General features: G+C 72.8%; 21 protein-coding genes and 1 pseudogene. 9 read left to right on the top strand and 13 right to left on the bottom strand.

The features are described from left to right. Positions 1-52: 52 nt before the first annotated feature. On the bottom strand, positions 53-922 hold the full coding sequence (locus AC2RP6_RS14670) for a nuclease-related domain-containing protein (RefSeq protein ID WP_486446614.1): 870 nt from the start codon (positions 920-922) through the stop codon (positions 53-55). A gap of 186 nt (positions 923-1,108) precedes the next feature. Here AC2RP6_RS14670 and AC2RP6_RS14675 point away from each other — a divergent pair, with 186 nt between their 5' ends. The 4 genes from AC2RP6_RS14675 to AC2RP6_RS14690 all read left to right on the top strand — a co-directional run bounded on the left by AC2RP6_RS14675 (position 1,109) and on the right by AC2RP6_RS14690 (position 5,523). Continuing rightward, positions 1,109-1,753 (top strand): hypothetical protein, encoded by a 645-nt coding sequence (locus tag AC2RP6_RS14675; protein WP_486446615.1) that lies wholly within the window; start codon positions 1,109-1,111, stop codon positions 1,751-1,753. 195 nt (positions 1,754-1,948) lie between these two features. Continuing rightward, a complete protein-coding gene (locus AC2RP6_RS14680; RefSeq protein ID WP_486446616.1) occupies positions 1,949-2,833 on the top strand; it encodes a hypothetical protein in 885 nt (294 codons plus the stop codon). Positions 2,834-2,949: 116 nt separating this feature from the next. Further along, positions 2,950-4,116, top strand: a complete 1,167-nt coding sequence (locus tag AC2RP6_RS14685; protein WP_486450339.1) for a histidine kinase dimerization/phospho-acceptor domain-containing protein — start codon at positions 2,950-2,952, stop codon at positions 4,114-4,116. Positions 4,117-4,440: 324 nt separating this feature from the next. Further along, positions 4,441-5,523, top strand: coding sequence for an IS630 family transposase (locus tag AC2RP6_RS14690; protein WP_486444344.1), 1,083 nt, complete (start codon positions 4,441-4,443; stop codon positions 5,521-5,523). Here AC2RP6_RS14690 and AC2RP6_RS14695 read toward each other — a convergent pair. The 3 genes and pseudogenes from AC2RP6_RS14695 to AC2RP6_RS14705 all read right to left on the bottom strand — a co-directional run bounded on the left by AC2RP6_RS14695 (position 5,520) and on the right by AC2RP6_RS14705 (position 7,703). Then, positions 5,520-5,792, bottom strand: a complete 273-nt coding sequence (locus AC2RP6_RS14695) for a hypothetical protein (RefSeq protein WP_486446617.1) — start codon at positions 5,790-5,792, stop codon at positions 5,520-5,522. The genes AC2RP6_RS14690 and AC2RP6_RS14695 overlap by 4 nt on opposite strands. 10 nt (positions 5,793-5,802) lie before the next feature. Beyond that, positions 5,803-6,516 (bottom strand): TetR/AcrR family transcriptional regulator, encoded by a 714-nt coding sequence (locus AC2RP6_RS14700; protein WP_486446618.1) that lies wholly within the window; start codon positions 6,514-6,516, stop codon positions 5,803-5,805. Positions 6,517-6,772: 256 nt separating this feature from the next. Continuing rightward, positions 6,773-7,703 (bottom strand): annotated as a pseudogene (locus AC2RP6_RS14705) (AurF N-oxygenase family protein). A gap of 168 nt (positions 7,704-7,871) precedes the next feature. Between AC2RP6_RS14705 and AC2RP6_RS14710 the strand changes: the two are divergent. Further along, positions 7,872-9,017: a ferritin-like domain-containing protein gene (locus AC2RP6_RS14710; protein ID WP_486446619.1), complete on the top strand. Its 1,146-nt coding sequence runs from the start codon at positions 7,872-7,874 to the stop codon at positions 9,015-9,017. A gap of 123 nt (positions 9,018-9,140) precedes the next feature. On the opposite strand, the gene AC2RP6_RS14715 is transcribed toward AC2RP6_RS14710, so the two are convergent. Both AC2RP6_RS14715 and AC2RP6_RS14720 read right to left on the bottom strand, forming a co-directional pair. Beyond that, complete coding sequence (locus AC2RP6_RS14715; RefSeq protein ID WP_486446620.1) at positions 9,141-10,601, bottom strand: penicillin-binding transpeptidase domain-containing protein; 1,461 nt, start codon at positions 10,599-10,601, stop codon at positions 9,141-9,143. After that, the gene (locus AC2RP6_RS14720) at positions 10,598-11,968 is read right to left on the bottom strand and encodes an FtsW/RodA/SpoVE family cell cycle protein (protein WP_486446621.1); all 1,371 of its coding nucleotides are present in this window, start codon (positions 11,966-11,968) and stop codon (positions 10,598-10,600) included. The genes AC2RP6_RS14715 and AC2RP6_RS14720 overlap by 4 nt, the downstream gene beginning before the upstream one ends. Before the next feature lie 106 nt (positions 11,969-12,074). On the opposite strand from AC2RP6_RS14720, the gene AC2RP6_RS14725 reads away from it, so the two are divergent. Continuing rightward, a complete protein-coding gene (locus tag AC2RP6_RS14725; RefSeq protein WP_037850027.1) occupies positions 12,075-12,482 on the top strand; it encodes a DUF6325 family protein in 408 nt (135 codons plus the stop codon). Between the two features lie 14 nt (positions 12,483-12,496). Continuing rightward, positions 12,497-12,973: an SHOCT domain-containing protein gene (locus AC2RP6_RS14730; protein WP_486446622.1), complete on the top strand. Its 477-nt coding sequence runs from the start codon at positions 12,497-12,499 to the stop codon at positions 12,971-12,973. Positions 12,974-14,031: 1,058 nt separating this feature from the next. Here the strand turns inward: AC2RP6_RS14730 and AC2RP6_RS14735 are convergent. Further along, complete coding sequence (locus AC2RP6_RS14735; RefSeq protein ID WP_486446623.1) at positions 14,032-14,394, bottom strand: hypothetical protein; 363 nt, start codon at positions 14,392-14,394, stop codon at positions 14,032-14,034. A gap of 1,072 nt (positions 14,395-15,466) precedes the next feature. Here AC2RP6_RS14735 and AC2RP6_RS14740 point away from each other — a divergent pair. Then, the gene (locus AC2RP6_RS14740; protein ID WP_486446624.1) at positions 15,467-16,624 is read left to right on the top strand and encodes a C40 family peptidase; all 1,158 of its coding nucleotides are present in this window, start codon (positions 15,467-15,469) and stop codon (positions 16,622-16,624) included. Here the strand turns inward: AC2RP6_RS14740 and AC2RP6_RS14745 are convergent. From AC2RP6_RS14745 to AC2RP6_RS14765, 5 genes are read right to left on the bottom strand one after another with little or no spacing between them, the layout of a single operon-like run. Beyond that, positions 16,576-17,835, bottom strand: coding sequence for a styrene monooxygenase/indole monooxygenase family protein (locus AC2RP6_RS14745; RefSeq protein ID WP_486446625.1), 1,260 nt, complete (start codon positions 17,833-17,835; stop codon positions 16,576-16,578). The genes AC2RP6_RS14740 and AC2RP6_RS14745 overlap by 49 nt on opposite strands. A gap of 3 nt (positions 17,836-17,838) precedes the next feature. After that, positions 17,839-18,468 carry a GTP-binding protein gene (locus AC2RP6_RS14750; protein WP_486446626.1) on the bottom strand — a complete coding sequence of 210 codons (630 nt, stop codon included), beginning with the start codon at positions 18,466-18,468 and terminating at the stop codon, positions 17,839-17,841. Continuing rightward, positions 18,449-18,838, bottom strand: a complete 390-nt coding sequence (locus AC2RP6_RS14755; RefSeq protein WP_486446627.1) for a DUF742 domain-containing protein — start codon at positions 18,836-18,838, stop codon at positions 18,449-18,451. The genes AC2RP6_RS14750 and AC2RP6_RS14755 overlap by 20 nt, the downstream gene beginning before the upstream one ends. Beyond that, positions 18,835-19,323, bottom strand: coding sequence for a roadblock/LC7 domain-containing protein (locus tag AC2RP6_RS14760; RefSeq protein WP_486446628.1), 489 nt, complete (start codon positions 19,321-19,323; stop codon positions 18,835-18,837). The genes AC2RP6_RS14755 and AC2RP6_RS14760 overlap by 4 nt, the downstream gene beginning before the upstream one ends. Next, entirely contained in the window at positions 19,320-22,304 is a 2,985-nt protein-coding gene (locus AC2RP6_RS14765; protein WP_486446629.1) for a sensor histidine kinase, read from the bottom strand. Before AC2RP6_RS14765 ends, AC2RP6_RS14760 begins: the two co-directional genes overlap by 4 nt. A 398-nt stretch (positions 22,305-22,702) precedes the next feature. Between AC2RP6_RS14765 and AC2RP6_RS14770 the strand changes: the two genes are divergently transcribed. Beyond that, entirely contained in the window at positions 22,703-23,476 is a 774-nt protein-coding gene (locus tag AC2RP6_RS14770) for a protein phosphatase 2C domain-containing protein (protein ID WP_486446630.1), read from the top strand. A gap of 90 nt (positions 23,477-23,566) precedes the next feature. On the opposite strand, the gene AC2RP6_RS14775 is transcribed toward AC2RP6_RS14770, so the two are convergent. Further along, positions 23,567-24,007 carry a MarR family winged helix-turn-helix transcriptional regulator gene (locus AC2RP6_RS14775; protein WP_030775170.1) on the bottom strand — a complete coding sequence of 147 codons (441 nt, stop codon included), beginning with the start codon at positions 24,005-24,007 and terminating at the stop codon, positions 23,567-23,569. Positions 24,008-24,072: the final 65 nt, after the last annotated feature.

Genomic DNA, 24,072 nt, shown 5'->3' on the forward strand with positions numbered 1-24,072 from the left:
CGCCCCAAACGCCGGCGGGGCCGGGGCAGGGGCGTCGTGCCCGGGCCTCGCCTCAGACGGCGGTGGGGCCGGGGCGCGCACGGGACGGCGGCGGGGGCGCGGTGGCCCTCCGGGCCGGCGCGGGGTCGGGCAGCCAGGTGCGGGTGTCCCGGGCCTGGGCGAACAGGGCTTCGACGTCCGGGGGTTTGAGGGCCGTCGGGGACGCGATCAGGTCCGGGGTCGCCGTCGGCGGCTGGAGGATGCGGATGTCGCGGACCGTCGGCGTGGCCTCCAGGCGGGACGCGTCGACCACCGCCAGGGCGGGGGTCACCTTCGCGGCCAGGAGCGCCGACGCGCGCGCCGCCGCGCCGCGGATCCAGCGGGGGTCGGGGCGGGGGTCCGCGCGGCCGACCGTGAGCAACAGGTCGCCGACCACAGCGCGCTGACGCCGGCCCGGGACCGTCCGGACGCAGAAGATTCCCGCCGGGCCGATGACCAGGTGGTCGACGGGGCCGAAGCCCGGGAGCGGAACGCAGTGCAGGGTCCGCCAGCCGTCCGGTTCCAGGGCGTCGAAGGCGTCACCCATCCGCTGTTGCGCCGTCAGTTCCTGGCGCAGCCGGTGCCGCGTACGGGTGCCCGCGGTGCCGTGTTCCAGCTCCGCCAGCAGGGTTTCACCGGGCCGGTTCGGTGCCAGGTCGGCGTCAGGCGGCATGGCGAGGCGGCGCAGGTCGGTCGCCGTGGGAACCGGGGGCGGCCCGATGGACACGGTGCCGCTGAGGTAGGGGCGCAGTACCGCCAGCACCGCCTCGCGCTGGTCGTCCACGAGGACGCTGATCCGGTTGGCCTGGCGGTCGTACCAGGCGACGGCCTGTCCGTCGGGCAGGTTGACGTAGAGTCGGCCGCGGCCGGGCCGGCCGCTGGGCAGTACCTTGAGTCCGCGCATGCACCCTCACCCCCGCCGTCCATGGGAGCAGCCGGGGCGTCGCACGGCAATCCCTCGGTGGTGTAACGACTCCGACGGAACGTTGCGACTCCGCTGTTACACGAACGGGGTGTCGCCGCAACGGCCGCGCCCTAGGTTGGTCGCACCTGGAGACGCCAGGCCGTGACCAGCACCGAAGGACTTCCCGTGAGCACCGTCCGCCGCCGCACTCTCGTTCGCGCCGCCGCCGTGACCGCCTGTGCCGGCAGCCTGCTGGCGCTGCCCACCGCCGCCGCTCTGGCCGAAGGGGTGCCCGCGGCCTCGTCCACGCACTCCGCGGCCCCGCAGCGGACCCTGCTCAAGAGCCTCTCGCTGGCCGACGGGGTGTCCACGGCGAAGGTCTACCGGACGGCCGGGGGCGCCTACCAGGCCGACATCCTGGCCGCGGACGGCGCCCGGGCCACCACCCTGACCAGCCGTGACGGGGTCACCGACGTCGGCGCCGCCGGCGAACTGCACGCGGCCCTGGACCCGGCGGGCCGGCTGACCTCCTGGGTGGGCGACGTCTCCGCGCAGGGCGGTGACCACACCGTCGCGGCCGCCGGGCACAAGACCGGCACCCGGGACGGCGCCCGCGACGGGCGGGTCGTCCCGGCCTCGGCCGAACAGCGGGCCGCCTCCGGCGACACCCGCGCCCTGGAGGCCGCGTCCGCCGAGGGGCGGCGGCTGAGTACGCTGGCCGACGGACCGGGCGACGGCGTACTGCTGCTCGCCGCGGGCGGGGGCATCGCGGCGGTGGGTGCGGCCGGACTCGGCTTCGCCATGCTGCGCCGGGGACGCACGGACGGCTGACCGGGGGCCGGCGCCCGTGCCTCTGCCCCGCCCCGGCGGGACGGCACGGGAGCCGGTACGCGTACCGGCGACGGCCATGGCGGCGGCGACGGTACCCACATGGGCAAAACGGGCGCACCGCCGCATAGGGTGGGCGTGATCGAGCGTCGGCACGAACGCGGGCGGAAGGGCACGGGGGCTGTGGACTGGGGGGCCGTGAAGAGGTTCGGTTTCGGCGCGCCCGGGCAGCGCCGCTCCCCCGCGACCGCCGTCGCCCCGTTGCTGTTGCTGCTCTGCGCCGTGCTCCCGCTGCTGGCGGGGTGCGGCGACACCGGCGGGCTGGTCGGTGCCGGGGCGACCGCGACCGCGAGCGGGCCGGTGCACCTGTGGCCGGAGCGCCAGGGGGCGACCGTACCGCCGGCCGATCCGGCCGGGGCCCCGCCCGAGTACGTGAAGGGGATCCCGCCCGTCCGCGACGAGGACGTGCACGGGGTCGATCCGGTGGCCCTCGTCCAGGCGGAGCTGCGGTTCCACCCGAAGGCCGGGGCCGGGGCAGGGGCAGGGGCCGACGGGATACCGGCCGAGACCGCGACCGCGATCAACGCATGCAAGAAGGGCACCGCGGACCCCGAGGCGTGCCCGGTGCTGGCGCCCTACTACCGGGACCTCACGGGCAACGGCAAGGACGAGCTGATCGTCGGCATCGAGTTCCCCGACCGGAAGATGTCCGTACGGGTCTACTCGGCGGACCGCGACGGGCGGCTCAACCGGATCATGGCGACCACGCAGACCGTCGTCTCGGTGGAACTGGCCGGGCGGGACGTGGTGCTGCGGGTGCCCAGCGGGAACCGCGGCTACGAGCTGATCACCGCCTGGTCGTGGGAGGAGAAGCAGCGCACCATGCTGCCGACGCGCGAGCAGATCGTACGGGTGCCCTCGAATCCCCAGGGCCCGGCCGACCGCGGCCCCGGCCCGGGCCCCGGGGCCGGACCCGATCGCGGCCCGGGCCCCGGTTCCGGCCGTGGTTCCGGAACCGGTCCCGGTCTCGGTCCCGGGTCGGGCGACGGGTCCGGCCCCGGTCCCGCAGCGGACCGGCCGTGAGCGAGGACCACGGGCGCCGGGTCGGGCGAACGCTGCCGCCGCGGCTGCGGCTCCGCCTGCGGCCGCCCTCCTGGACCGCCACGCTGACCTGGAAGTCGGCGTGCTTCATCGTGGTGATGTGCTGCTCGCTGGCGGCGGTGCTCGGCGCGCTCGTGCACGTGGAGGTGACCCGCCAGACCGTGGCCACGGCGCGGGAGAAGGCGCTCGGCAAACTGAACGACGTCGCGAGCGCCTACGAGGCGGGCGAGAACCTGCCGCCCGGCTCCGGACTGGACCCGGTGGGGCTGCCTCCGGAGCTGCGGGCGCTGGCGGTCGGCGGCCACCGGGGGACGGTCGTGGCGGAGCACCGCGGGCGTCCGACGATGTGGGCGGCGGCCCCCGCGGACGGCCGGGCGCTGGCGACCGCCGTCGACTACGGGCAGAGCGCCCGCACCATCAGCGGGCTGGACAACGCGATCATCGGGTCGTCGGTGCTGGCGATCGGCGGGACGCTGCTCGTGGGTGCCTTCTCGGTGACCCGGGTGACCCGGCGGCTGCACCAGACGGCGACCGTGGCCCGGCGGATCACCCAGGGCGACCTCGACGCCCGGGTGGACGACCCGCGGACGAAGGACCCGTCACGGCGGCAGGACGAGGTCGCGACGGTGGCCGGGGCGCTGGACACGATGGCGGGGAGCCTGCAGTCGAAGCTGGAGAGCGAGCGGCGCTTCACGGCGGACGTGGCCCATGAGCTGCGCACGCCGCTGACCGGATTGCAGGCCGCGTCGGAGCTGCTGCCGGAGGGCCGGCCGACGGAGCTGGTGCGCGAACGGGTACGGACGATGCGGCAGCTGACGGAGGACCTGCTGGAGATCTCCCGGCTGGACTCGGGCAGCGAGGCGGTGGAGACGGACCTGCACCAGCTGGGGCGGCTGGCCCGGCGCGTGGTGCGGGCGTCGGGGACGGACACCGAGGTGGTCGTCCTGCGGGACGCCCACGTGGAGACGGACCGGCGCAGGCTGGAGCGGGTCCTGGGGAACCTGGTCGCCAACGCCCACCAGCACGGCCGGACCCCGGTGGTCCTGACGGTCGACGGGCCGGTGGTGACCGTGCGGGACCACGGGGACGGCTTCCCCGGCTACCTGCTGGCGCACGGCCCGCAGCGTTTCCGCAGCGGCGGGAAGGGGCACGGGCTGGGCCTGACCATCGCCGTCGGGCAGGCGGCGGCGATCGGCGCGACGCTGCGCTTCCGCACCGCGGAGACCGGCGGCGGCCTGGCGGTCCTCACCCTCCCGGGCTCGTAGCGGGCGACCCCGGCGGGGTGGCGGCCGTACGGTGCGTCGCCCGGCCCCGGGGCCTCGGGTGGCCGGGGCGACTCGGCCGACGGTGCCGGAGGCCGCGGGCGGACACCCCCTGGGCCCTGTCGTCAAAGTTGCACCTGGCCCGCGGCGCCCGGCACCGCACCTCGCCGCGTTGTCGGGGCGCCCACGTACGTCCAGTACTCGGGCGCCCCTCCGCCTTGCGATGCACGGCACCGGACACCGCAGGCCTGACCGGCGCCACTTTGACGACAGGACCTAGTGTTCTGAGTCTTGAATTCTGTTTAGATGTAGGCTTTCGGTATGGCGATGGGGCGGCCGAAGGCCGAGTTGGTACTGACCGATGAGGAGCGGGCCGCGCTCGAGGGCTGGGTGCGGCGCCGTTCGACGCCTCAGGCGTGGGCCTTGCGTTGCCGAATCATCCTGGCCTGCGCCGAAGGCGCGACGAACAAGGATGTTGCGGCCCGGGTGGGTTCCACGCCTCAGGCGGTAGGCCGCTGGCGGGCCCGTTTCGTGGAGTACCGGATCGCGGGCCTTGGAGACATGCCGCGTTCGGGCGGGCCCAGGACGGTGACGGACGAGCAGGTCGCCGCTCTCGTCACCAAGACGCTGGAGTCGACGCCGAAGGGTGCGACGCACTGGTCCACGCGGTCGATGGCCAGGGAGACCGGTCTGTCGCAGTCGACGGTGTCGCGCATCTGGCGGGCGTTCGGCCTGCAGCCGCACCTGTCCGAGACGTTCAAGCTGTCCACGGATCCGTACTTCGTCGACAAGGTCCACGATGTCGTCGGCCTGTACCTGGATCCGCCGGAGCGGGCCCTGGTGTTCTGCGTCGACGAGAAGTCGCAGATCCAGGCCCTGGACCGGTCACAGCCGGTGCTGCCCATGATGCCGGCGGTGCCCGAGCGGCGGACGGCCGACTACGTCCGGCACGGCACCACCACCCTCTTCGCCGCACTCGAGGTCGCCACCGGCAAGGTCATCGGATCCCTGCACCGCCGCCACCGAGCCGAGGAGTTCAAGAAGTTCCTGGTCAAGCTCGACAAGGAAGTCCCGGCTGGCCTGGAGGTCCATCTCGTGCTGGACAACTACGCCACCCACAAGACCCCGGACATCAAGAAGTGGCTGCTGGCACACCCCCGCTTCCACCTGCACTTCACACCCACCGGATCGTCCTGGCTGAACCTGGTGGAGCGGTGGTTCGCCGAGCTCACCAACAAGCAGATACGGCGAGGCGTCCACAAGTCCGTCCAGGCCCTCGAGAAGGACATCCGCGACTGGATCGCCACGTGGAACAGCGACCCGAAGCCTTACGTCTGGACCAAGACTGCGGACGAGATCCTTGAACGCCTCGCCAGCTATCTGAACAGAATTCCGGACTCAGAACACTAGTCCTGGGGGCGCGGGGTCCTGGTCCAGGGCCAGCGGGGGCGGGGCTTGACGCCCGAGGGGCGGAAGGCGTACTTCCAGCCCTTCTGCAGGCCCAGCCGCTTCGAGTAGCCCGACGGGACGCGTTCGTACAGCAGGACCGTCGGCGGGCCGTCCGGCGTCGGGACGGGGATCTCGTACCACTTCGGCGGGTGCCCGGTCGGGCCGAGCAGGATCGGGAGGACCCGGCCGTCCATCGGGCCGCCCTCGAACGGGGTCGGTTGGCTTCTCACCCCACCAGTGTCACAGCAGGTGGGCGGCCTCGGAGACCACGGGCATCACGCGCCGGGCCAGGGCGCCGACCGGGCCGTCCGCCGATTCGATGGCCAGGGCGGCCCGGGCGGCCGTCGCCGTCTCCGGATCCGTGGCGGCGGTGGCCGTCAGCAGCGCGATGAACTGGTCGAGCAGCCAGTCCCGGAGGGTGTCGACCTCGGGCTGCTTGCCCTCGTCGATCCATATGAGGGAGGCGGCCTCGACGGCCGTGATCCACGTGCGCACCATCATGCGCAGCCGCGGCCCGGGGTCCGGGACCCCGAGGTGGAGGAGGATCTGGTCGGCCGCGGCCCGGCGGATGCCGTCGACCGTCGCCGTCGTGCGGGAGGTCTCCACGACGCTGCCGCCCTGGAGGAGGGCCGAGAAACCGGTGTCGTGCTCGTCGACGAACGCGAGGTAGCGGTCCAGGGCGCGGGACAGCCGCCGGGTCAGCGGACCCTCCTGGGGTACGGCGAAGCAGAGTTCGAGGAGGTCGGCCGCCGAGCGCAGGGCCGCCTCGTAGAGCTGCTGCTTGCCGCCGGGGAAGTAGCGGTAGACGAGCGGGCGCGAGACTCCGGCGGCCTCCGCGACGTCGTCCAGCGAGACCTCCTCCGGAGCCCGGTGCGCGAACAGCGAGAGGGCCGCGTCGAGGAGTTGGGCCCGCCGCTCCTCGACGCTCAGCCTGCGGTACGCGCGTACGGTCATGACCGCAGGGTAGCCCGGGAGCGGCCGGCCGCGGCCGCCGACCGGGAATCCCCCGGCCCGATGCGTGCGGCCGCGGATCCCCGGTCCGGTGCGTGCGGCCGCGGATCCCCGGTCCGGTCCGTGTGGCAGGGCGTCCCGGGCCCGATCGGTGCGGTCACGGATCCCCCGGCCCCGTCCGCCGTGCGGTCACGGATCCCCCGGCCCCGGCCCCGTGCGGTCGCGGCCCCGGGCCGTGTCCGCGCGGCCCCTACGCCAGCTACGCCAGCAGCCCGGAGCTCTGCCACAGCTTGCGGCCGACGCCGCGCAGCACGCCGATGTCGTCGAGGAAGTCGGTGAGCCGCTTGGCCCCGGTCTGCATGACCTCGCGGCGGTGGCCGCTGGCCCGGACCTGGGCCAGGGCCTCGCGGCGGTCCAGGCCGACGTTGTCGTAGACGGCCGGGTTGACGAAGGCCAGGGAGAAGACGCGGGCGGCCTCGCCGCAGCTGATCCGGGTGCAGCTCCTGCTCCCAGCGCGGTGCCGTCAGCATCTGGCGGCGCAGTTCCTCCCGCGCGTACCGGACGTGCCGGGCCTCCTCGATGACGTGGATCCGGGTGACGCCGCGGACCAGCGGCTGGATGCGCTCGTCCGGGAAGGTCAGGCGCTGCATCCAGTCCAGGATCTCCTCACCGAGGAGGGTGCAGGCGAAGGAACCGGGGGTGGTGGAGACGGTCTTGAGGATCCGCGCGAGGTTGTGGTTGAGCCGGGAGACGGGGTAGGCGGGGCTGCCGCTCTTCTGGATCATGCGGGCGAACATCATCGAGTGCCGGCACTCGTCGGCGATCTCGGTGAGGGCGTAGCGCACGTGCTTGCTGGTCAGCGACTTGTCGTAGATGTGGCGGACCATCAGCTGCATGAGGATGATCTCGAACCAGATGCCGAGCGAGCCGAGCGCCGCCGCTTCGTGGCGGGAGAGGTCGATGCGCTGCTCCTCGCCCATCTTCTTCCAGAGCGGGGTGTCGTAGAGGGAGAGCAGTTCGGGCGGCCAGTAGTACTTCCCCTCGATCATGGGTGCGTCCCAGTCGAGTTCCTTGTCGGGGTCGAAGGAGTGCTTGGCCGAGGATTCCAGCAGGCGCTCGGCTATCTGCTCCCGGTCCTTGAGGAGGCCGAGGGCGTCCCTGAGCGCGGCTCGTTCGGTCACGGTCGTCATGGCTTCGGACACCTCGTCGTCGAGTTACCGGCGGTCATTGCTTATGAGACTGCCTGTCAGCAAGGTCGTCAATCCCCCGCGCACGACTTGTTGACCCCGCGTCTACCAACGTGTGACTCTGCCAACTGTCCGGTCCTGCACCGCAGTACGTGAGACGAGGGGGCGTCAGTGTCGACGCACGAGCTCTACACCGAGGACCCGGGCGAAGCCGTCTGGCAGATCCCCGCCTCCGGCTCCGCCCGCTTCAGCTGGGAGTACGACGACGGTCGCGAACGGCTCCTCGCCCTCTACCAGAAGGGCAAGGACAAGCAGTGGGACGGCGCCAAGCGCATCGACTGGGACATCGAGGTGGACCCGTACGATCCGCTGGGGACCCCCGACGAGGCCCTGCCCCTGTACGGGACCCGGCACTGGCCGAAACTCACCGATAAGGACAGGGGCGAGCTGCGCCGGCACTACACCGCCTGGAACTTCAGCCAGTTCCTCCACGGCGAGCAGGGCGCGATGGTGTGCGCGGCGCGCATCGTGGAGTCCGTCCCGGATCTCGACGCGAAGTTCTACTCGGCCACGCAGACCATGGACGAGGCCCGGCACGCCGAGATCTTCGGGCGCTTCCTGCACGAGAAGGTCGGGATGCTCTATCCGGTCAATGACAGCCTCCGGGGGCTGCTCGGCGACACCCTGCGCGACTCCCGCTGGGACATGCCGTACCTGGGCATGCAGGTGCTCATCGAGGGACTGGCGCTGGCCTCCTTCGGCCTCATCCGGGACACGACCGCCAAGCCGCTGCCCAAGCAGCTCCTGGCGTACGTGATGCAGGACGAGGCGCGGCACGTGGCCTTCGGACGGATGGCGCTGCGCGACTACTACCGGCAGCTGACGGACGCCGAACTGCGCGAGCGCGAGGAGTTCGTGATCGAGGGCTGCTACCTGATGCGGGACCGGCTGCTCGGCGTGGAGGTGCTGGAGAACTTCGGCATCGCGCCGAAGGAGGCCGAGCGGCTCAGCGAGCAGTCGGAGTTCCTGCACCTTTTCCGCAAGCTGCTGTTCAGCCGGATCGTGCCGTGCGTGAAGGACATCGGGCTGTGGGGCGAGCGGCTGCAGCGGGCGTACGTGGACCTGGGCGTCTTCCACATGGGCGACTCCAACCTGGACCTGCTGATGAGCCAGGACGAGGAGATCGCCGAGGCCCTGGACCGCGAGCGGTTCGCGGCCGAGGAAGCGGCGCGGACGGCGGAGGTCGAGGCTGCCATCGCCGACGGCGGCGAACCGAACCCGGACCCGACCCCGGACCCGGACCCGGACCCGAATTAGGCCCCGGCCCCGGCGCCGGACCCGCACCCGCACCCGCCCCCGCCCCCGGCCCCGGACCCGCCCCCGGCGGAACGCTGAGCCCGGCCCCCGCCCCGGGCCGGTCCGGACCACCCGTCGGGGGCGTCACCGGGCGGCCAGCGCCGCCTGCATCACCGCCCGGGCGATCGGCGCCGCGGCGCCGTTGCCGCTGATGCCGCCCCGGTCCGCCGAGGCGTCCTCCACCACCACCGCGACGGCCACGGCCGCCGCGGCCTCGCCCTCGGGCCGGGCCCAGGAGATGAACCACGCGTACGGGGTCCCCGCGTTACCGACACCGTGCTGCGCGGTGCCCGTCTTGCCGCCGACCACCGCGCCCGGGATCGCGGCGTTCCTGCCGGTGCCGTTCTCCACCACCTTCACCATCAGCTCCTGCATCCGCAGCGCGGTGGCCGGGTTCATCGCCCGCCCGAGGCTGCGCCGGTCGCCGCGCCGCACCGGGGAACCGTCGTCCTGCGTGGTGCGCTCCACCAGGTAAGGGGAGGCCAGCTCACCGCCGTTCGCGACCGCCGCGGCCACCATCGCCATCTGCAGCGGTGTCGCCGTGGTGTTGAACTGCCCGATCGAGGAGAGGGCCAGCTGGTCCGGGCTCATGTCGGTGTCGAAGTTCGACCGGGACACCCACGACGGCACCCGCAGCCCGTCCGTGTTGAAGCCGAAGCGGCGCGCCGCGTCCACCATCCCGCGCAGCCCGACCCGTACCCCGATCTTCGCCATCACCGTGTTGCACGACCACTGCACCGCCTCGGCCATGGAGGCGTCCTCGCAGCCCGTCGCCGCGTTCGGCAGCAGGGTGCTGGTCCCGGGCAGCGGGTACGGGTCCGGGGTCCGGGTCGGCGCGTCCACATCGGTGACCACGCCCGCGTCGAGCGCCGCCGCCGCCGTCACGATCTTGAAGGTGGAGCCCGGCGGGTAGGTCTCGCGCAGCGCCCGGTTCAGCATCGGCCGGGCGGGGTCCGCGTTCAGCTGCGCCCAGGCGTTCTTGGCCTTCGAACCCGTACCGGACAGCACGGAAGGGTCGTACGAGGGGCTGCTGACCAGCGCCAGGATCTTCCCGGTGGCCGGTTCGAGGGCGGCCACCGCACCGCGCTTGCCGCCCAGTCCCGCGTACGCGGCCTGCTGCAGGGCCGCGCGGACGGTGGTGGCGGCGTTCCCGCCGGCCGGGCGGCCGCGCGCCAGGTCGTACCAGAGCGGGAACGCCGACAGGCCGGGGTCCGTGCCCGACAGGACGGCGTCCTCGGCGCGCTCGACGAAGCTGGTCCCGTACGTCTGGGAGGAGAAGCCGGTGACGGGCGCGTAGAGCGGGCCGTTGGTGTAGGAGCGCTCGTAGCGCAGCAGCTGGCCGCTGTCGCGGGAGCCTGTGACGGGCCGTCCGTCGACGAGGATGTCGCCGCGCGGCTCGGCGTACCGCTCGATGGCCGTGCGCTTGTTGGCCGGGTTCGCTCCGTAGCCGGCGGACTCCCAGACCTGCACGCGGGCGATGTTGACCAGCAGGGCCAGGAGCAGCAGTGCGCAGAAGTACGCGCACCAGCGGATGTAGCGGATCACTCGGCCGCCTCCTGAGCGGGACGGGGCCTGCGGGCGCTGTCGCTGAGCCGGACCAGTAGGGCGACGATGATCCAGTTGGTGACGACGGAGGAGCCGCCCTGGGCCAGGAAGGGCATGGCCATCCCGGTGAGCGGGATCAGCCCGGTGACACCGCCCGCGATGACGAACACCTGCAGCGCGACGATCGAAGCGAGACCCGTGGCCAGCAGTCGGCCGAAGGGGTCGCGCAGGGCGAGCCCGGCGCGGAAACCGCGGGAGACGAGGAGCCCGTAGAGGAGCAGGATCGCGGTGATGCCGACGAGCCCGAGCTCCTCTCCGGCGGTGGCGAGGATGAAGTCCGACTTGGCGGCGAACCCGATGAGGAAGGACTGGCCGTGGCCGAGCCCGGCCCCGAGGAGGCCGCCGGCGCCGAAGGAGAAGAGGGACTGGGCGAGCTGGCCGGGGCCCTCACCGCGCTCGATGGAGGCGAAAGGATTCAGCCAGTCGTCCACGCGGCTGTTCACGTGCGGCTCCAGGGTCCCGACGGCGTACGCGCCGAGGGCGGCCAGCAGCAGGCCGATGGCGATCCAGCCGATCCGCCCGGTGGCGGTGAACAGCATGATCACGAAGAGGCCGAAGAACAGCAGCGACGTGCCGAGGTCCCGCTCCAGGACGAGCAGACCCACGCTGAGCAGCCAGATCGCGAGGATCGGGCCCAGCACGCGGCCGGGCAGGAGACGCAGCTTCCAGAAGAGCCGGCGGCCGGTCAGGGCCAGGGCCGTGCGGTTCGCGGCGAGGTAGGCGGCGAAGAACACGGCGAGCAGGATCTTGGCGAACTCCCCCGGCTGGAAGGAGAGCCCGGCGAAGCGGATCCAGATGTGCGCGCCGTTGACCGCCGGGAAGAAGACGGGGACCAGCATCAGCACCAGGGCGGTGGCGACCGACAGGTACGCGTAGCGCTGGAGTACCCGGTGGTCGCGGAGCAGCGCGACGACGAGGACGAAGAGCACCAGGCCGAGGGCGGACCACAGGAGCTGGTCGTCCGCGGTGGGGTGGCCCGGGGTGGTCGCGTCCAGGCGCTGGATGAGCACCAGACCGAGGCCGTTGAGCAGGACCGCGATGGGGAGCACGAGCGGGTCGGCGTACGGGGCCCCGAGCCGGACGGCGAGGTGCGCGAGCAGCGCGGCCCCGGCGAGGCCGGCGGCGTAACGGTCGGCGGGGTCGGGGATCCGGCCGGTGGTGGCGAGGCCGACGTAGAGGTGACCGAGCACGGAGATCAGGACGGCGCCCGTGAGGAGCGCCAGCTCGACTCCCCGGCGTTTGGGCGCGCCGGCTGCGGGTGGCGGGGGCGGGGTCGGCTCCGCCACCTTCGCCGTCAGAGCGGTCATACCCCGAAACGTAGCAAGCGGACGGATGGTATGTCCGCTTATGTCATAGTGTGCCGAAGAGTCGTCACAAACGGTCGAAAGTAGCGAAAGTGAGGAGCCGAGCCGCATGGGACCTGTGGAATTCATCGTCCTCGCCTTCCCGGAGGAGCAGCTGCGGGTACCGGCCGTCGAGGCCGTGATGGGGCTGCGCAAGACGGGGGTGGTCCGGCTGATCGACGGCCTCGTCGCCACGAAGACGGCATCGGGCGAGGTCCTCGCGGCCGAGTTCGACGAGTTCGTGGAGCTGCACGGCCTGCTGACCGGGCGGGACGCGGCCCGGCTGATCGGACCCGAGGACGTGCACGAGGCGGCGGACCTGCTGGAGCGCGGCAGCTGCGCGCTGCTCCTGGTGGTCGAGCACGTGTGGGCCGAGGACGCGGCGGTCGCAGTACGGGCGGCCGGCGGCCGGATCGTGGGCTCGGTCCGCATCCCGCCGGACCGGGTCCCCGCGGACCCCCGGGCAGGGGTGGCCTGATGTTCATCCGCCCGATGGCAGTGACGGTCCACGCCGCGAACCGCCCGGCGGGGTCCCCGCTGCTCCGGGGCCTCCTGGCCCGCGCGACGGGAGCCACGGCGGGCGCGGTCCACCCGGACGCCCACCGCCCCGCGGGGCGGCCGGAACCGGCCCCGGACCCGATGGGCGAGCCCGGCCCGGACCCGGACCCGATGGGCGAGCCCGGCCCGGACCCGGACCCGATGGGCGAGCCCGGCCTGGACCCGATGGACGAACCGGAGCCGGACCCGATGGACGAACCCGAACCGGACCCGATGGACGAACCCGAACCCATCGACGCCCTGTACTGGGACACGGAGACGGGCACGGACAGGCACCCCCACCCGGAGCCCGGCCCGAGACCTCCCAGGCACCTGGCGGCGGAGCTGCGCCAACTGGCCGACCTGGCCCGCGAGGGCCTGCTGACCCCGGAGGAGTTCACGACGGCGAAGGCCCGCCTGCTGAGGGAATGAGAGGCGGTCGGATGCTCCGAGAGGGGCGGGACTTCGGCAGGGCGGCATCAGAGATGTCCTGGGGTTTCCCGTCAGTCCCATCGTCTTCCGTGTCGGGCCGGCCCCTCAAGGGCGCTCCCTGCGGTCGCGTCACTGCGTGATGGCCTTCGGCCACCCTTGACCGCCCGTCCCGCCACGGAAAATTCGAGGACTGCCAGGAAGCCCCCAGAAGAACGGGCCGGGCGTTCCGTTCCAGGGACGGGCGGTCGGAGAAGCCGGGCGGGGTCAGGGGTGCGCACCAAATCGCTACGCGCTCCTGCCGGACGGCGTCCGCAGGCCTCTGGGGCTGGGCATAAGCCGCCACCGATCGCTACGCGCTCCTGCCAGACGGCGTCCGCAGACCCCGTGGGCTGGGCATAGGCCGCCACCGATCGCTACGCGCTCCTGCCAGACGGCGTCCGCAGACCCCGTGAGCTGGGCATAAGCCGCCACCGATCGCTACGCGCTCCTGCCAGACGGCGTGCGCAGACCCCGTGAGCTGGGCATAAGCCGCCACCGATCGCTACGCGCTCCTGAGGGACGGCGTCCGCAGACGTCTTGGGCTGGACATAAGCCGCCCTCAATGGCTGCGCTCGCTGGATCACGCGCCTGCAATCCGGCCGGGGCCGGGCACGGGCCGTACCCCTTCGCCGGCGCTTCTTTCTCACGCGGCTGCGATTCGTCTGGGGCCCCCTTCTCCTCGCGGAGGGCGTCCGGCTTTCGTTGGTGGCCGGGAGGGGCGAAATCGGTGGGCGGGAAGGCGATCCATTGACCCCTGAACGTGTCGACGTGGGTGGCGGTCACAGCGATGCGCCGAGCAAGTGTCGCCGACTCCCGGGCCTCCGCCGCTGAGGACGTCCACCAGCGTTGGCGTGACGGAACGTCGGACAGACGCCGACGGCTCCTCGGGGGCGATACGAGCCGGGGCCCGGCCGGTCGGCCGGGCCCCGTCCGGAGTTTCCCGAATGTCGGGCAGTCTGCTGGCGCATTGGCGGTAGACCGCGCGTGAGCACCAGGAAACGTCGCTTACAGGCCGTTGGTCAAGCGACCGCATCAGCGGTACGGCAGAAGGAATCCCTGCCGTCGATCACAAGGCAGACAGTGAGAGTCAGCCTCTGCCCTTCCGGGATGTCTATCACCCTTTGCGCGCAATTGGTCACACCTCCGACTCGGGTGGTCGACCACAGCGGCCCGTCGTGGCGACGCAGGTAAGCCACGACCGGGTAACCGTCCGCCTGCTGATCGCAGGCCACTACCTTGTCCCCATCGGGCACGAATATGGCCCGCCCGCCCGGAGTGCTGTCCGTGGTCTGCACGTCCGCCGCTTGCCCGGCCCACGCAACCCCGCCCGACAGCAGTACAAGACCGGCCGTCATCGCGGCAAGAGCGATCCTACGCTTCATGAACAATTCCCCCTGAATACACGGCACGGGACTCATAATTCCAATAAGCCCCACGACCAAGCCACCACGAAAATAGGGCCAGACCCTGCAGGGCCTGACAGCATCTTCGCAATTCAAGAACACGTGAATGATCTGCTGGCAATAAACTACCTACACCCCGCACTCGAAGGTAGATTCATCATGCACAGCGTAAGAAGGGCGGAGGTTTCATGCCGCACAGCCGAGTACGAAAAGGCTGTAGGCCGGCCAACACAAAGAACCTGTCCGCCAAAAAGGGACGACGGCCGCCATCGACCGCTGGGCGCTCTTCACGGATGGCGTGACGTCCAATGACGGCCGAGGTGATGCCAGTCCATGTCTGGGCGGGTGCATGCCTCGGAAGGATTGCAATACGCCCCGATTACCCCTATATGCACCAGCGTGTGGGGTCCCCTCATCACCTTGACCCGGGCGGGCATCGGCTGGGCCGATGGATCGTCGTCCCGCCCACCCATTCGCCCTTCCCGGCCACGAGCAAGGGTCGGACGCCGTCTGGCAGGAGCGCGTAGCGATCGATGGCGGCTTATGCCCAGCCCCAGAGGCCTGCGGACGCCGTCTGGCAGGAGCGCGTAGCGAATTGATGCGCACCCCTGACCCCGCCCGGCTTCTCCGACCGCCCGTCCCTGGAACGGAACGCCCGGCCCGTTCTTCTGGGGGCTTCCTGGCAGTCCTCGGATTTTCCGTGGCGGGACGGGCGGTCAAGGGTGGCCGAAGGCCATCACGAAGTGACGCGACCGCAGGGAGCGCCCTTGAGGGGCCGGCCCGACACGGAAGACGATGGGACTGACGGGAAACCCCAGGACGTCTCTGATGCCGCCCTGCCGAAGTCCCGCCCACCGCATCCCGACCCGCAAGCAACCGCCCTCCGCCCCCGACACCGGCAGAGGCGGGTGGGCAACCACCGGCCCAGGGGGTGGGGCCGCGGGGGTGGGATTCCGGGCCCCCCAACCGGGTGGCCCGGGGCGACCGGCCGACTCCGTTGGGCGATTTGTCATACCGGGCGTGGGAGCATCGCGCTCTCGGAGGTGATCCCATGTCATATCGGGGGCTTCGCGCTGCCTGTGTCGCCGTAGCGCTCCTCGTCGCCGGACCCGTCCAGGACGCGGGCGCCGAGCCCGGTCTGCCCGACGGGGAGAACGTGGGCGCGCTGCTCACCCGCCTGCAGGGCCTTTACCAGAAGGCGGAGGAGGCTTCCGAGGCGTACAAGACCACGGAGGACGCCCTGGAGGCGGGCCGGCAGGAGGAGCGGCTGCGCACCGCGGAGCTGGGCCGGGCCCGTACGGCCCTCGACTCCGAGCGGGCCCTCGCCGGGCGGCTCGCCCGCGAGCAGTACCAGGGCAGCCGGGGCCTGTCCCCCTACGCGCGGATGCTGCTGGCCGGGAACCCGCAGGCGGCCCTGGAGCAGCGTCGGCTCGCCGCCCGTGAGGGCGCCCGCCGGGCGGCGGCGCTGAGGCGCCTCGCGAAGGGCGAGAAGGCTGCCGACGCCCTGGCCGTACGGGCCCGCAAGGCCCTGGACACCCGGCAGACGCTGGCCGAACGGCAGAAGGCGCAGAAGGAGGAGGTCGCCTCCCAGCTCAAGCAGGTCGAGCGGCTGCTGGCCTCGCTGACTCCGGACCAGCTCGCCCGGCTCGGGGCGCGCGAGGAGGAGAAGACCGCGGCGGCGCAGCGGGACCTGGTGGCCTCGGGGGCGCTGCCCACGCGTACGGGCACGCCGACGGCCGCCGGCGGGGAGGCCCTGCGCTACGCGGCGGCCCAGATCGGGAAGCCGTACGTCTGGGGCGCCGAGGGACCCGGCTCCTTCGACTGCTCCGGTCTCACCTCGCAGGCCTGGGCGCATGCGGGCCGGACGATCCCTCGGACCAGTCAGGAGCAGTGGGCGCGGCTGCCGAGGGTGCCGCTGGACCAGCTGCGGCCGGGTGACCTGGTGGTGTACTTCCCGAAGGCCACGCACGTGGGCCTGTACGTCGGTGACGGCAAGGTGATCCAGGCGCCGCGGCCGGGGTCCGTCGTGAAGGTCTCGCCGGTCGCGGCGAACCCGCTGCTCGGGGCGGTACGGCCGGACCCGGACGGGACGCCGCTCGCGGAGTTCGCCCCGCCACCGCTGCCGGAGTCCTCGGGCGCGGCGGCGGGGGACGACGCCGGTTACTCCGCGGAGGAGGCACCCTCGGCCGAGGCGACCTCGGCGAGGTAGTCGGCCGCGTCCTCGGGGTCGTAGAAGTACGCGTCGAAGTCGGCCGGGTTGTCGAAGCCATTGGCGAATCGATTCGCCACCGGCTGGAGCTGCCCGGCCGCGCCGATCAGGCCGAGCACGTGCTCCGGCGGCACGCCGAGCATCGCGTTCGTCCACTGGGTCACGGGCTTGCCCGTGGTGAACCAGTACTTGTCGAAGGTCGCCTTCATCCACGCCTCGTCGAACGGCTTGTCGCCGTGCATGAGGATCGAGGAGAGGTACGAGGCCGCGCACTTGGAGGCGGAGTTCGAGCCCTGCCCCGTGATCGGGTCGTTGGCGACGACGACGTCGGCCACACCGAGGACGAGCCCGCCGCCGGGGAGGCGGCCGATCGGGTTGCGGACGACCGGCGCGTAGCGGCCGGCGAGCGTGCCGCCCGCGTCGGTCAGCTCCACCTTCGTCGCGCGGGCGTACTCCCACGGCGTGTACTTCTCCATCAGTCCCAGCGTGAGCGCGAGGTGCTCCGCCGGGTCCTTGACACCGTTGAAGACGTCCAGCGGGCCGCCGGGGATGCCTTCCCAGAAGAGGATGTCCGCCCGCCCCGAGGTCGTCAGGGTCGGCATGACGAACAGCTCACCGACGCCGGGGACCAGGTTGCAGCGGACCGCTTCCGTCTCCGGGTGCTCGGGGCGCGGACCGAGCCCGTGCACGTACGCGACGGCCAGCGCGCGCTGCGGGGTGTCGTACGGGGAGCGTGCCGCGTCCCGTCCGAACATCGACACCAGCTCGCCCTTGCCGGCGGCCACCAGCACCAGGTCGTAGGTGCGGGAGAAGTAGTCGAGGTCGGCGACGGACGCGCCGTGGATGACGAGCTGCCCGCCGCGCTGCGCGAAGGTGTCGAGCCACCCGGCCATCTTCACGCGCTGGTCCACGGACTGCGCGTAGCCCTTGAGCCGGCCGAGCCAGTCGACGGGGCGGCTGCCGTCGGGGGCGGCGACCGAGACGCCGAGGCCCTCGATCTTCGGCGCCTGCTGCTCCCAGAAGTTGATCCCGAGGTCGCGCTCGTGCTGGAGGGCGCTGTCGAACATGCACTGCGTGGACATCACCCGTCCGGTGCGGATCTCGTCCGCGGTCCGGTTGGACATGAGGGTGACCTCGTACCCCTTGGACTGCAGTCCGAGGGCGAGCTGGAGACCGGACTGGCCGGCTCCGACGACGAGTATCCTGCGCATCTCTCAAGTCCTCTCTTCGGGAGTGCTGTCGAGGGCGTGGCCCACCAGCGCCAGCAGGGATTCGATCACCGTCCGGCGCTCGCGCGCGTCCATGATCACGACGGGTACGTGCGGCGGGACGCTGAGGGCTTCGCGCACGTCCTCGGGCTCGTACGCGTGCGAGCCCTCGAAGTGGTTGACGGCGACGGCGTACGGCAGCCCGCTGCTCTCGAAGTAGTCGAGGGCGGGGAAGCAGTCGCGCAGCCGGCGGGTGTCGGCCATGACGAGGCCGCCGATGGCTCCGCGCACCAGGTCGTCCCACATGAACCAGAAGCGTTCCTGGCCCGGGGTCCCGTACACGTAGAGGACGAGGTCGTCGGCGAGGGTGATGCGGCCGAAGTCCATGGCGACGGTGGTGGTGTGCTTCTCCGGGGTGCCGGTCAGGTCGTCGGTCGGGACGCTGGCCTGGGTCATCACCGCTTCGGTGCGCAGCGGGGTGATCTCGGAGACGGAGGAGACGAAGGTGGTCTTGCCGACGCCGAAGCCGCCCGCGACCAGCACCTTCACGGCGACGGGCGCGCGGGAGCGGTCGTACTGCCAGGGCTGGGCCGGTTCGTCGTCGATCACGGGGTTGTCAGAGACGGCGAAGGCCACCGAGCACCCTTTCCAGCAGCGCGCGTTCGGGCCGGCCGGTGCCGTGGCCCGTCGTGTAGACGCGGATCCTGCCCTGGTCGGCGAGGTCGCTGACGAGGACGCGGACGACACCGAGCGGCAGTTTCAGCAGTGCGGCGATCTCGGCGATCGTGCGCATGCGGCGGCACACCTCGACGATGGCGGGCATCTCGGGCATGCGGTCGGGCTTTTGCGGCGCGGACGCCTTGGTGTCCAGGGCGGCGACGAAGGTCTCGACGTGCAGGACCTGGGTGAACCGTGTCCGGCCGCCCGTCAGGGAGTACGGGCGGACGCGGGCGGGACGGCGGTCGGCTCCGCGTATCGGGAGTCGGTCGGCGGCCGGTCTCCTCACGGGGTGTTCTCCATCGACTGGCGCAGCTCGCTGCGGACTTCGGGGGTCAGGACGTGGCCGGCGCGGCCGACGAACAGGGCCATGTGGTAGGCGACGACGCTCATGTCGCAGTCGGGCGTGGCGTGCACGCCCAGGAGGGAGCCGTCGCTGATGGCCATGACGAAGACGGAGCCGTGCTCCATGGCCACCATGGTCTGCTTGACGGCGCCGAACTCCATGAGGGCGGCCGCCCCCGTGGTGAGGCTGCCGAGGCCGGAGACGATGGTGGCGAGGTCGGCGGACGCTCCCCGTGGGCCCTTGGGCCGCGGCGTCGCCTGTGGTTCGCCCGCGCCGCCCGTTGCCGGGTCGGAGGACAGGAGCAGCAGCCCGTCCGAGGAGACGACGGCGACGGAGTTGACGCCGGGCACCTCCTCGACCAGGTCGGTCAGCAGCCACTGCAGGTTGCGGGCCTGGGTGCTCAGTCCGTACGTACTGGGCGCGGTCATGTTCGTGCCTCCTGTGCGGTGTCCCCCTGGTCGGTTTTGCTCTGTCCCGGTCCCGGTCCCGGTCCCGGTCCCGGTCCCCGGTCCGGCTCCCGGTCCTGCGCGAGCTCGGCGGCGACGACGCGGCGGCCGTCCTGGGCTCCCTGGTAGAAGCCCCCGAGTCGGCGCCGCAGTTCCTCGGCGTCGACCCGGTGCGGCGGCTGGGGTCGTACGTCCTCCGTGCGCGGGGCGGCGACGGTGCGCGGGGTCCGCTTCGGCAGGCCCTTGTCGGTGACGGGGCCGCCGCCGCCACGGCTGTCGGACGGGTCGGCGGGGTGGCTGCCCTGGCGGGGCAGCCAGTCGGCCTCGGCGGGGGTGTGGGCGTGGTCCCGGGCCGTGTCCCCCGCCGGGTCCCCTGCCGGGTCCCCTGCGGGGGGCTCGGCGGTGAGGGCCTGCTCCGCCGGAGGGGCGTCCGCGGGCGGGGCGGCGGTGAACACCTGCTCCGCCGGAGGGGCGTCGGCGGCCGGGGGCTCCGCGGGCGGGGTCGCCGTGACGGCTTGCTCCGCCGGAAGGGCGTCCGCGGGCGGGGCGGCGGTGAACACCTGCTCCGCCGGAGGGGCGTCCGCGGGCGGGGGCGTCGTGACGGCCTGATCCGCGGGCGGGGTCGTCGTGGCGGCCTGATCAGCGGGCGGGGTCGTCGTGACGGCCTGATCCGCGGGCGGGGCCGGCTGGGCGGCTTCGTCCGTCGCCAGGGTGTCCGTGGTCGGCTCGGCGGGGGCCGGTTCCGGATCGGCGGGCGCCAGCGCCTCGGCCAGGGTGACCGGGGTGACCGGCTCCACCGGGACGGCGGCCGGGGCCGGGGCCTCGGCCTCCGGGGCGGCGTGGGCGCCGCGCGGGCGGGCGGGCAGGGTGTTCTGGTTGGCCTCCGCTATCACGCCGGGCAGCTGCAGCGAGGGCGCGCCCGGTACGGCCAGCGTGTGGACGGGCGAGGCCGGCGGGGTGGCGGGCAGCAGCGTCGCCGGGATGACGACGAGGGCCTCGGTGCCCCCGTGCCGCGCGCCGCGCAGCTCCGCGGTGACCCCGTGCCGTGCCGCGAGCCGGCCGGCCACGTACAGGCCGAGGCCGAGGCCGTGCTCCTCCTCGGGCTCCTCGTCGTACGCCTCGGGCGTGGACAGCCGGGCGTTGAGCGCTTCGAGGCGGTCGTCGGTGACGCCGATGCCCTCGTCGACGACGGAGAGCACCACGTCGCCGGAGTCCAGGGTCCAGCCCGACACCTTCACCTTGACGTCCGGCGGCGAGAACGTCGTCGCGTTCTCCAGCAGTTCGGCCAGGACGTGCGAGATGTCGTCGGCGGCGTGCCCGGCGACCTGCGTGTACGAGGGAAGCGCCGCGAGGTCGACGCGCTCGTAGCGCTCGATCTCGCTGACGGCGGCCCGCATCACGTCGACCAGCGCCACCGGCAGCCCCTGCCCGTGGCCGTGTTCCTGCCCGGCGAGGACCAGCAGGTTCTCGTTGTGGCGGCGCATGACGGTCGCCAGGTGGTCGAGCTTGAAGAGGGTCGCGAGCCGGTCCGGGTCCTGCTCCTTGGACTCCAGCTCCTCGATGACGGCGAGCTGGCGTTCCACCAGGCCGAGCGTGCGCAGCGACAGCGAGACGGAGGTGGTCGACATGTTGCGGCGGTGCTCTTCGAGCCCGGCGCGCAGCTTGGTCAGCTCCTCTTCGAGGACTTCCCGGCCGGAGGCGAGGGCTTCGTTGCGGCCGATGATGCGGCGCCGGTCGGCGTCGAGTCCGGCGATCCGGGTGTGCAGGGAGACCGTCTGGTCGCGTACGGCGTTCAGGTGCCGGACGACCTCGGCGAACTCGTCGTTGCGGCCGGTGAACCGCACCGGCTCGACCGAGCCCTCGGGGGTGGCGAGCCGTTCCGCGCCGCGCCGCAGGACCGACAGCGGGCGGGTGAGCGAGCGGGCGACGGCGGTGGAGAAGCCGACGGTGCCGAGGAAGAGCAGGCCCAGCAGGGCGACCAGGATCTCCAGGCGGGTGACGTCGTCGTCGCGCAGGGAGGCGAGGGCGGAGGCGCGCTGCCCGGCGAGGGTGGATTCGACGGTGCGCATCCGGTCGATGCGGGCCGTGAGCGCGGCGCCGACGGCGGCGCCGTCGGTCTTGCGGTCGGGCGTGGTCAGGGTGGGCCGGTCGGTGAGCCGCTTGAGGTAGTCGTCGGCCGCCTTGACCTCGGGGCCGGTGACGGTGGCGGTGAGGGTCTGGCGTACGTCGGGCCGCGCGACCCGGGTGAAGTCGTCGAGGGCGGCCTGCTCCCGTACGCGGGTGCGCTGGGCGGCGGTGGTGAGTTCGTCGACCGTGGCGGAGCCGGGGGACTGTTCACCGCGGGGCACGGCCAGCGCCCCGAGGAGCAGTCCGCGGGTGGCGGAGGCCTGGTCCACGGCCTGGCCCAGGGGGGCGAGCGGGCGGGTGGTGGCGAGGGCGGCCTCGGCGCGCGGCGGGGTCAGCTCGGCGAGCCGGGCACCGGGGGCGAGGAGTTCGGTGATGACGCCGGTGTAGGCCTGGTGGGCGGCGAGGGCGGTGCCCTTGCCGTCGATGGCCTCGGTACGAACGGCTCCGACGCGGGCGAGGGCCAGGGCGAGGGGCTCGTCGACCTCGGCGGCGGCCTCGGCGATCTGCCGGTCGGTGCGCTGGACGCGGTCCTGGAGGCCGGCCTTGGCGGCGCCGGGGCGGCCCTTGGCGGCGTATTCGACCACTGCGTCGCGCTCGTCGGCGAGGACGTGCGTGAGGGTGAGGATCTGGCCGGTCTGCTCCGCGAGGGTGACCAGCCGCTGGGAGTCGTTCAGTTCCCTCGCGGCGGTGACGACGGCGGGGGTGCCGGCCGCGAGGACGGCGAGTCCTGCGACGGCGACGCCGACGACCAGCCGGCTGCGCACGCGGACGCGGCGTCCTGCGGGGGCCGGGCCTTCGGCGGCGGTGCCGTTCTTCCGAGACCGCTTCTTCTGCACCGGTGCTCGCAATCCTGTACGTGTGCTTGTGCTCGTCTACTCGTGTGGCCGAGGTAACGGCCGGTCAACAAGTAAACGCCCCCTGCCCCCTCGTACCGCCTCAGACCTTTGCAGCGTGTTGGGAAGAGAGCCGCACATCGCCCACCCGGCCACTCGAACGAGTGAACATCACGGATGAGTTGGCGACCAACTCGGACACCGGGCCCCGGAGCGCCTCCGTGGACAGGTGGTTGAAAGATCGATGCGGCCTTTGGCAGTATGCCCCGCCCACATCGGCCGCCCCGCGTCGGGGCCTTGCCGGGCCGGGGCCCGGACGTCCGGTGCGCGGGGGCCGTCCGCCGTCTCCCGCGGCCCGTTCCCTCCCGGGTCCGCGGACGCCCGCCGGGCAGAATGTCCGTATGCGCATCGACCTCGCCACGGCCCCCGGCAGTCAGGAACGCCCCAATGAGGACTGGGTGTCGGCGTCGGCGACCGCTTCGGGCGGCGGGGTCCTGGTGGTCCTGGACGGGGTCACCCCGCCCGCGGGCGGTGACGGGTGCGTGCACGGCGTGCCGTGGTTCGTGGCCCGCCTCGGCGGCCGATTGACCGAACTGTCCGGATCACTCCGGGACATGCCGCTGGACCGCGTCCTGGCCGAGTCCGTGCGCGCCACGGCCGAGGCCCACCGCGACACGTGTGACCTTTCTCACGTGCGCACCCCGCAGGCGACGGTGGTCCTCGTCCGCTGGGACGGGGCGTACGTGGAGCACCTGGTGCTCTCGGACTCCGTGCTGCTCCTCCAGGCGCCCGGCGGCGAGGTGTCGGCGGTGCTGGACGACCGGCTGGACCGGGTGCCGCGGGAGGTGCTGCGCTCGGTGGCGGCGACGGACGCCCTGCGCAACGCCGAGGGCGGCTTCTTCACGGCGGCAGCGGACCCGTCGGTGGCGGCCCGTGCGCTCACCGGGCGCACCCCGCGTGCCCGGGTGCGGGCGGTGGCCGCGCTCACGGACGGGGCGAGCCGGTGGACGGACACGTTCGGGGAGGGTGACTGGGCCGAGTGCCTGGCGGTGCTGCGCAAGGAGGGCGCGGAGGGCCTGATCGGCCGGGTCCGCGCGCTGGAGTCGGACCGGGACCGCCCGTCGGCCCGGTACAAGCGGCACGACGACGCCTCGGCGGTCTACGCGGAACTCTGAGGCGTGACGGGCGCCGAGGAGCCGTCACCCCGGGGCACCACCGTGCACGACAGGCCGTTGCTCCGGGGCACCACGGCGCCCGAGGGGGCGTTACTCGCCGCCCGCGTTCAACTGGTGCAGCAGGCGGGCCAGTTCCGCGACCTCTCCGCGGTCCCATCCGGCGAGCTTGCGCATGTACTGCTCGCGCCGTGCGCCCCGTACCCGCAGGAAGCGCTCGCGGCCCTCCTCGGTGAGCCCGACGAGGAAGGCCCGGCCGTCGGCGGGGTCCTGTTCGCGGGCCACCAGGCCCAGGACCTCCAGGGCCCGCAGCTGCCGGCTCATGGTGGCCTTGCCGACGCCGAAGTAGGCGGCGAGGTCGGTGGCCCGCTGCCGGCCCGCCGCTTCCAGGCGTACGAGGAGCCCATACGCGGCGGGCTCCAGCTCCGGGTGCAGCTCGCGGGCCATCTCCCCGGATGAGGCGCGGGCCCGCCGGAGGAAGACGGACAGCTCCCGCTCCAGGGCAAGGAACTCCTGGTCTTCACTCCCGTGCACGTCCCGCTCCTTCTTCGATGTGTGGCACCCCGGTGGGTGGGGGCCAGTATTTCGCAGCGGGTACG

Source organism: Streptomyces sp. WAC03905 (assembly GCF_057371075.1).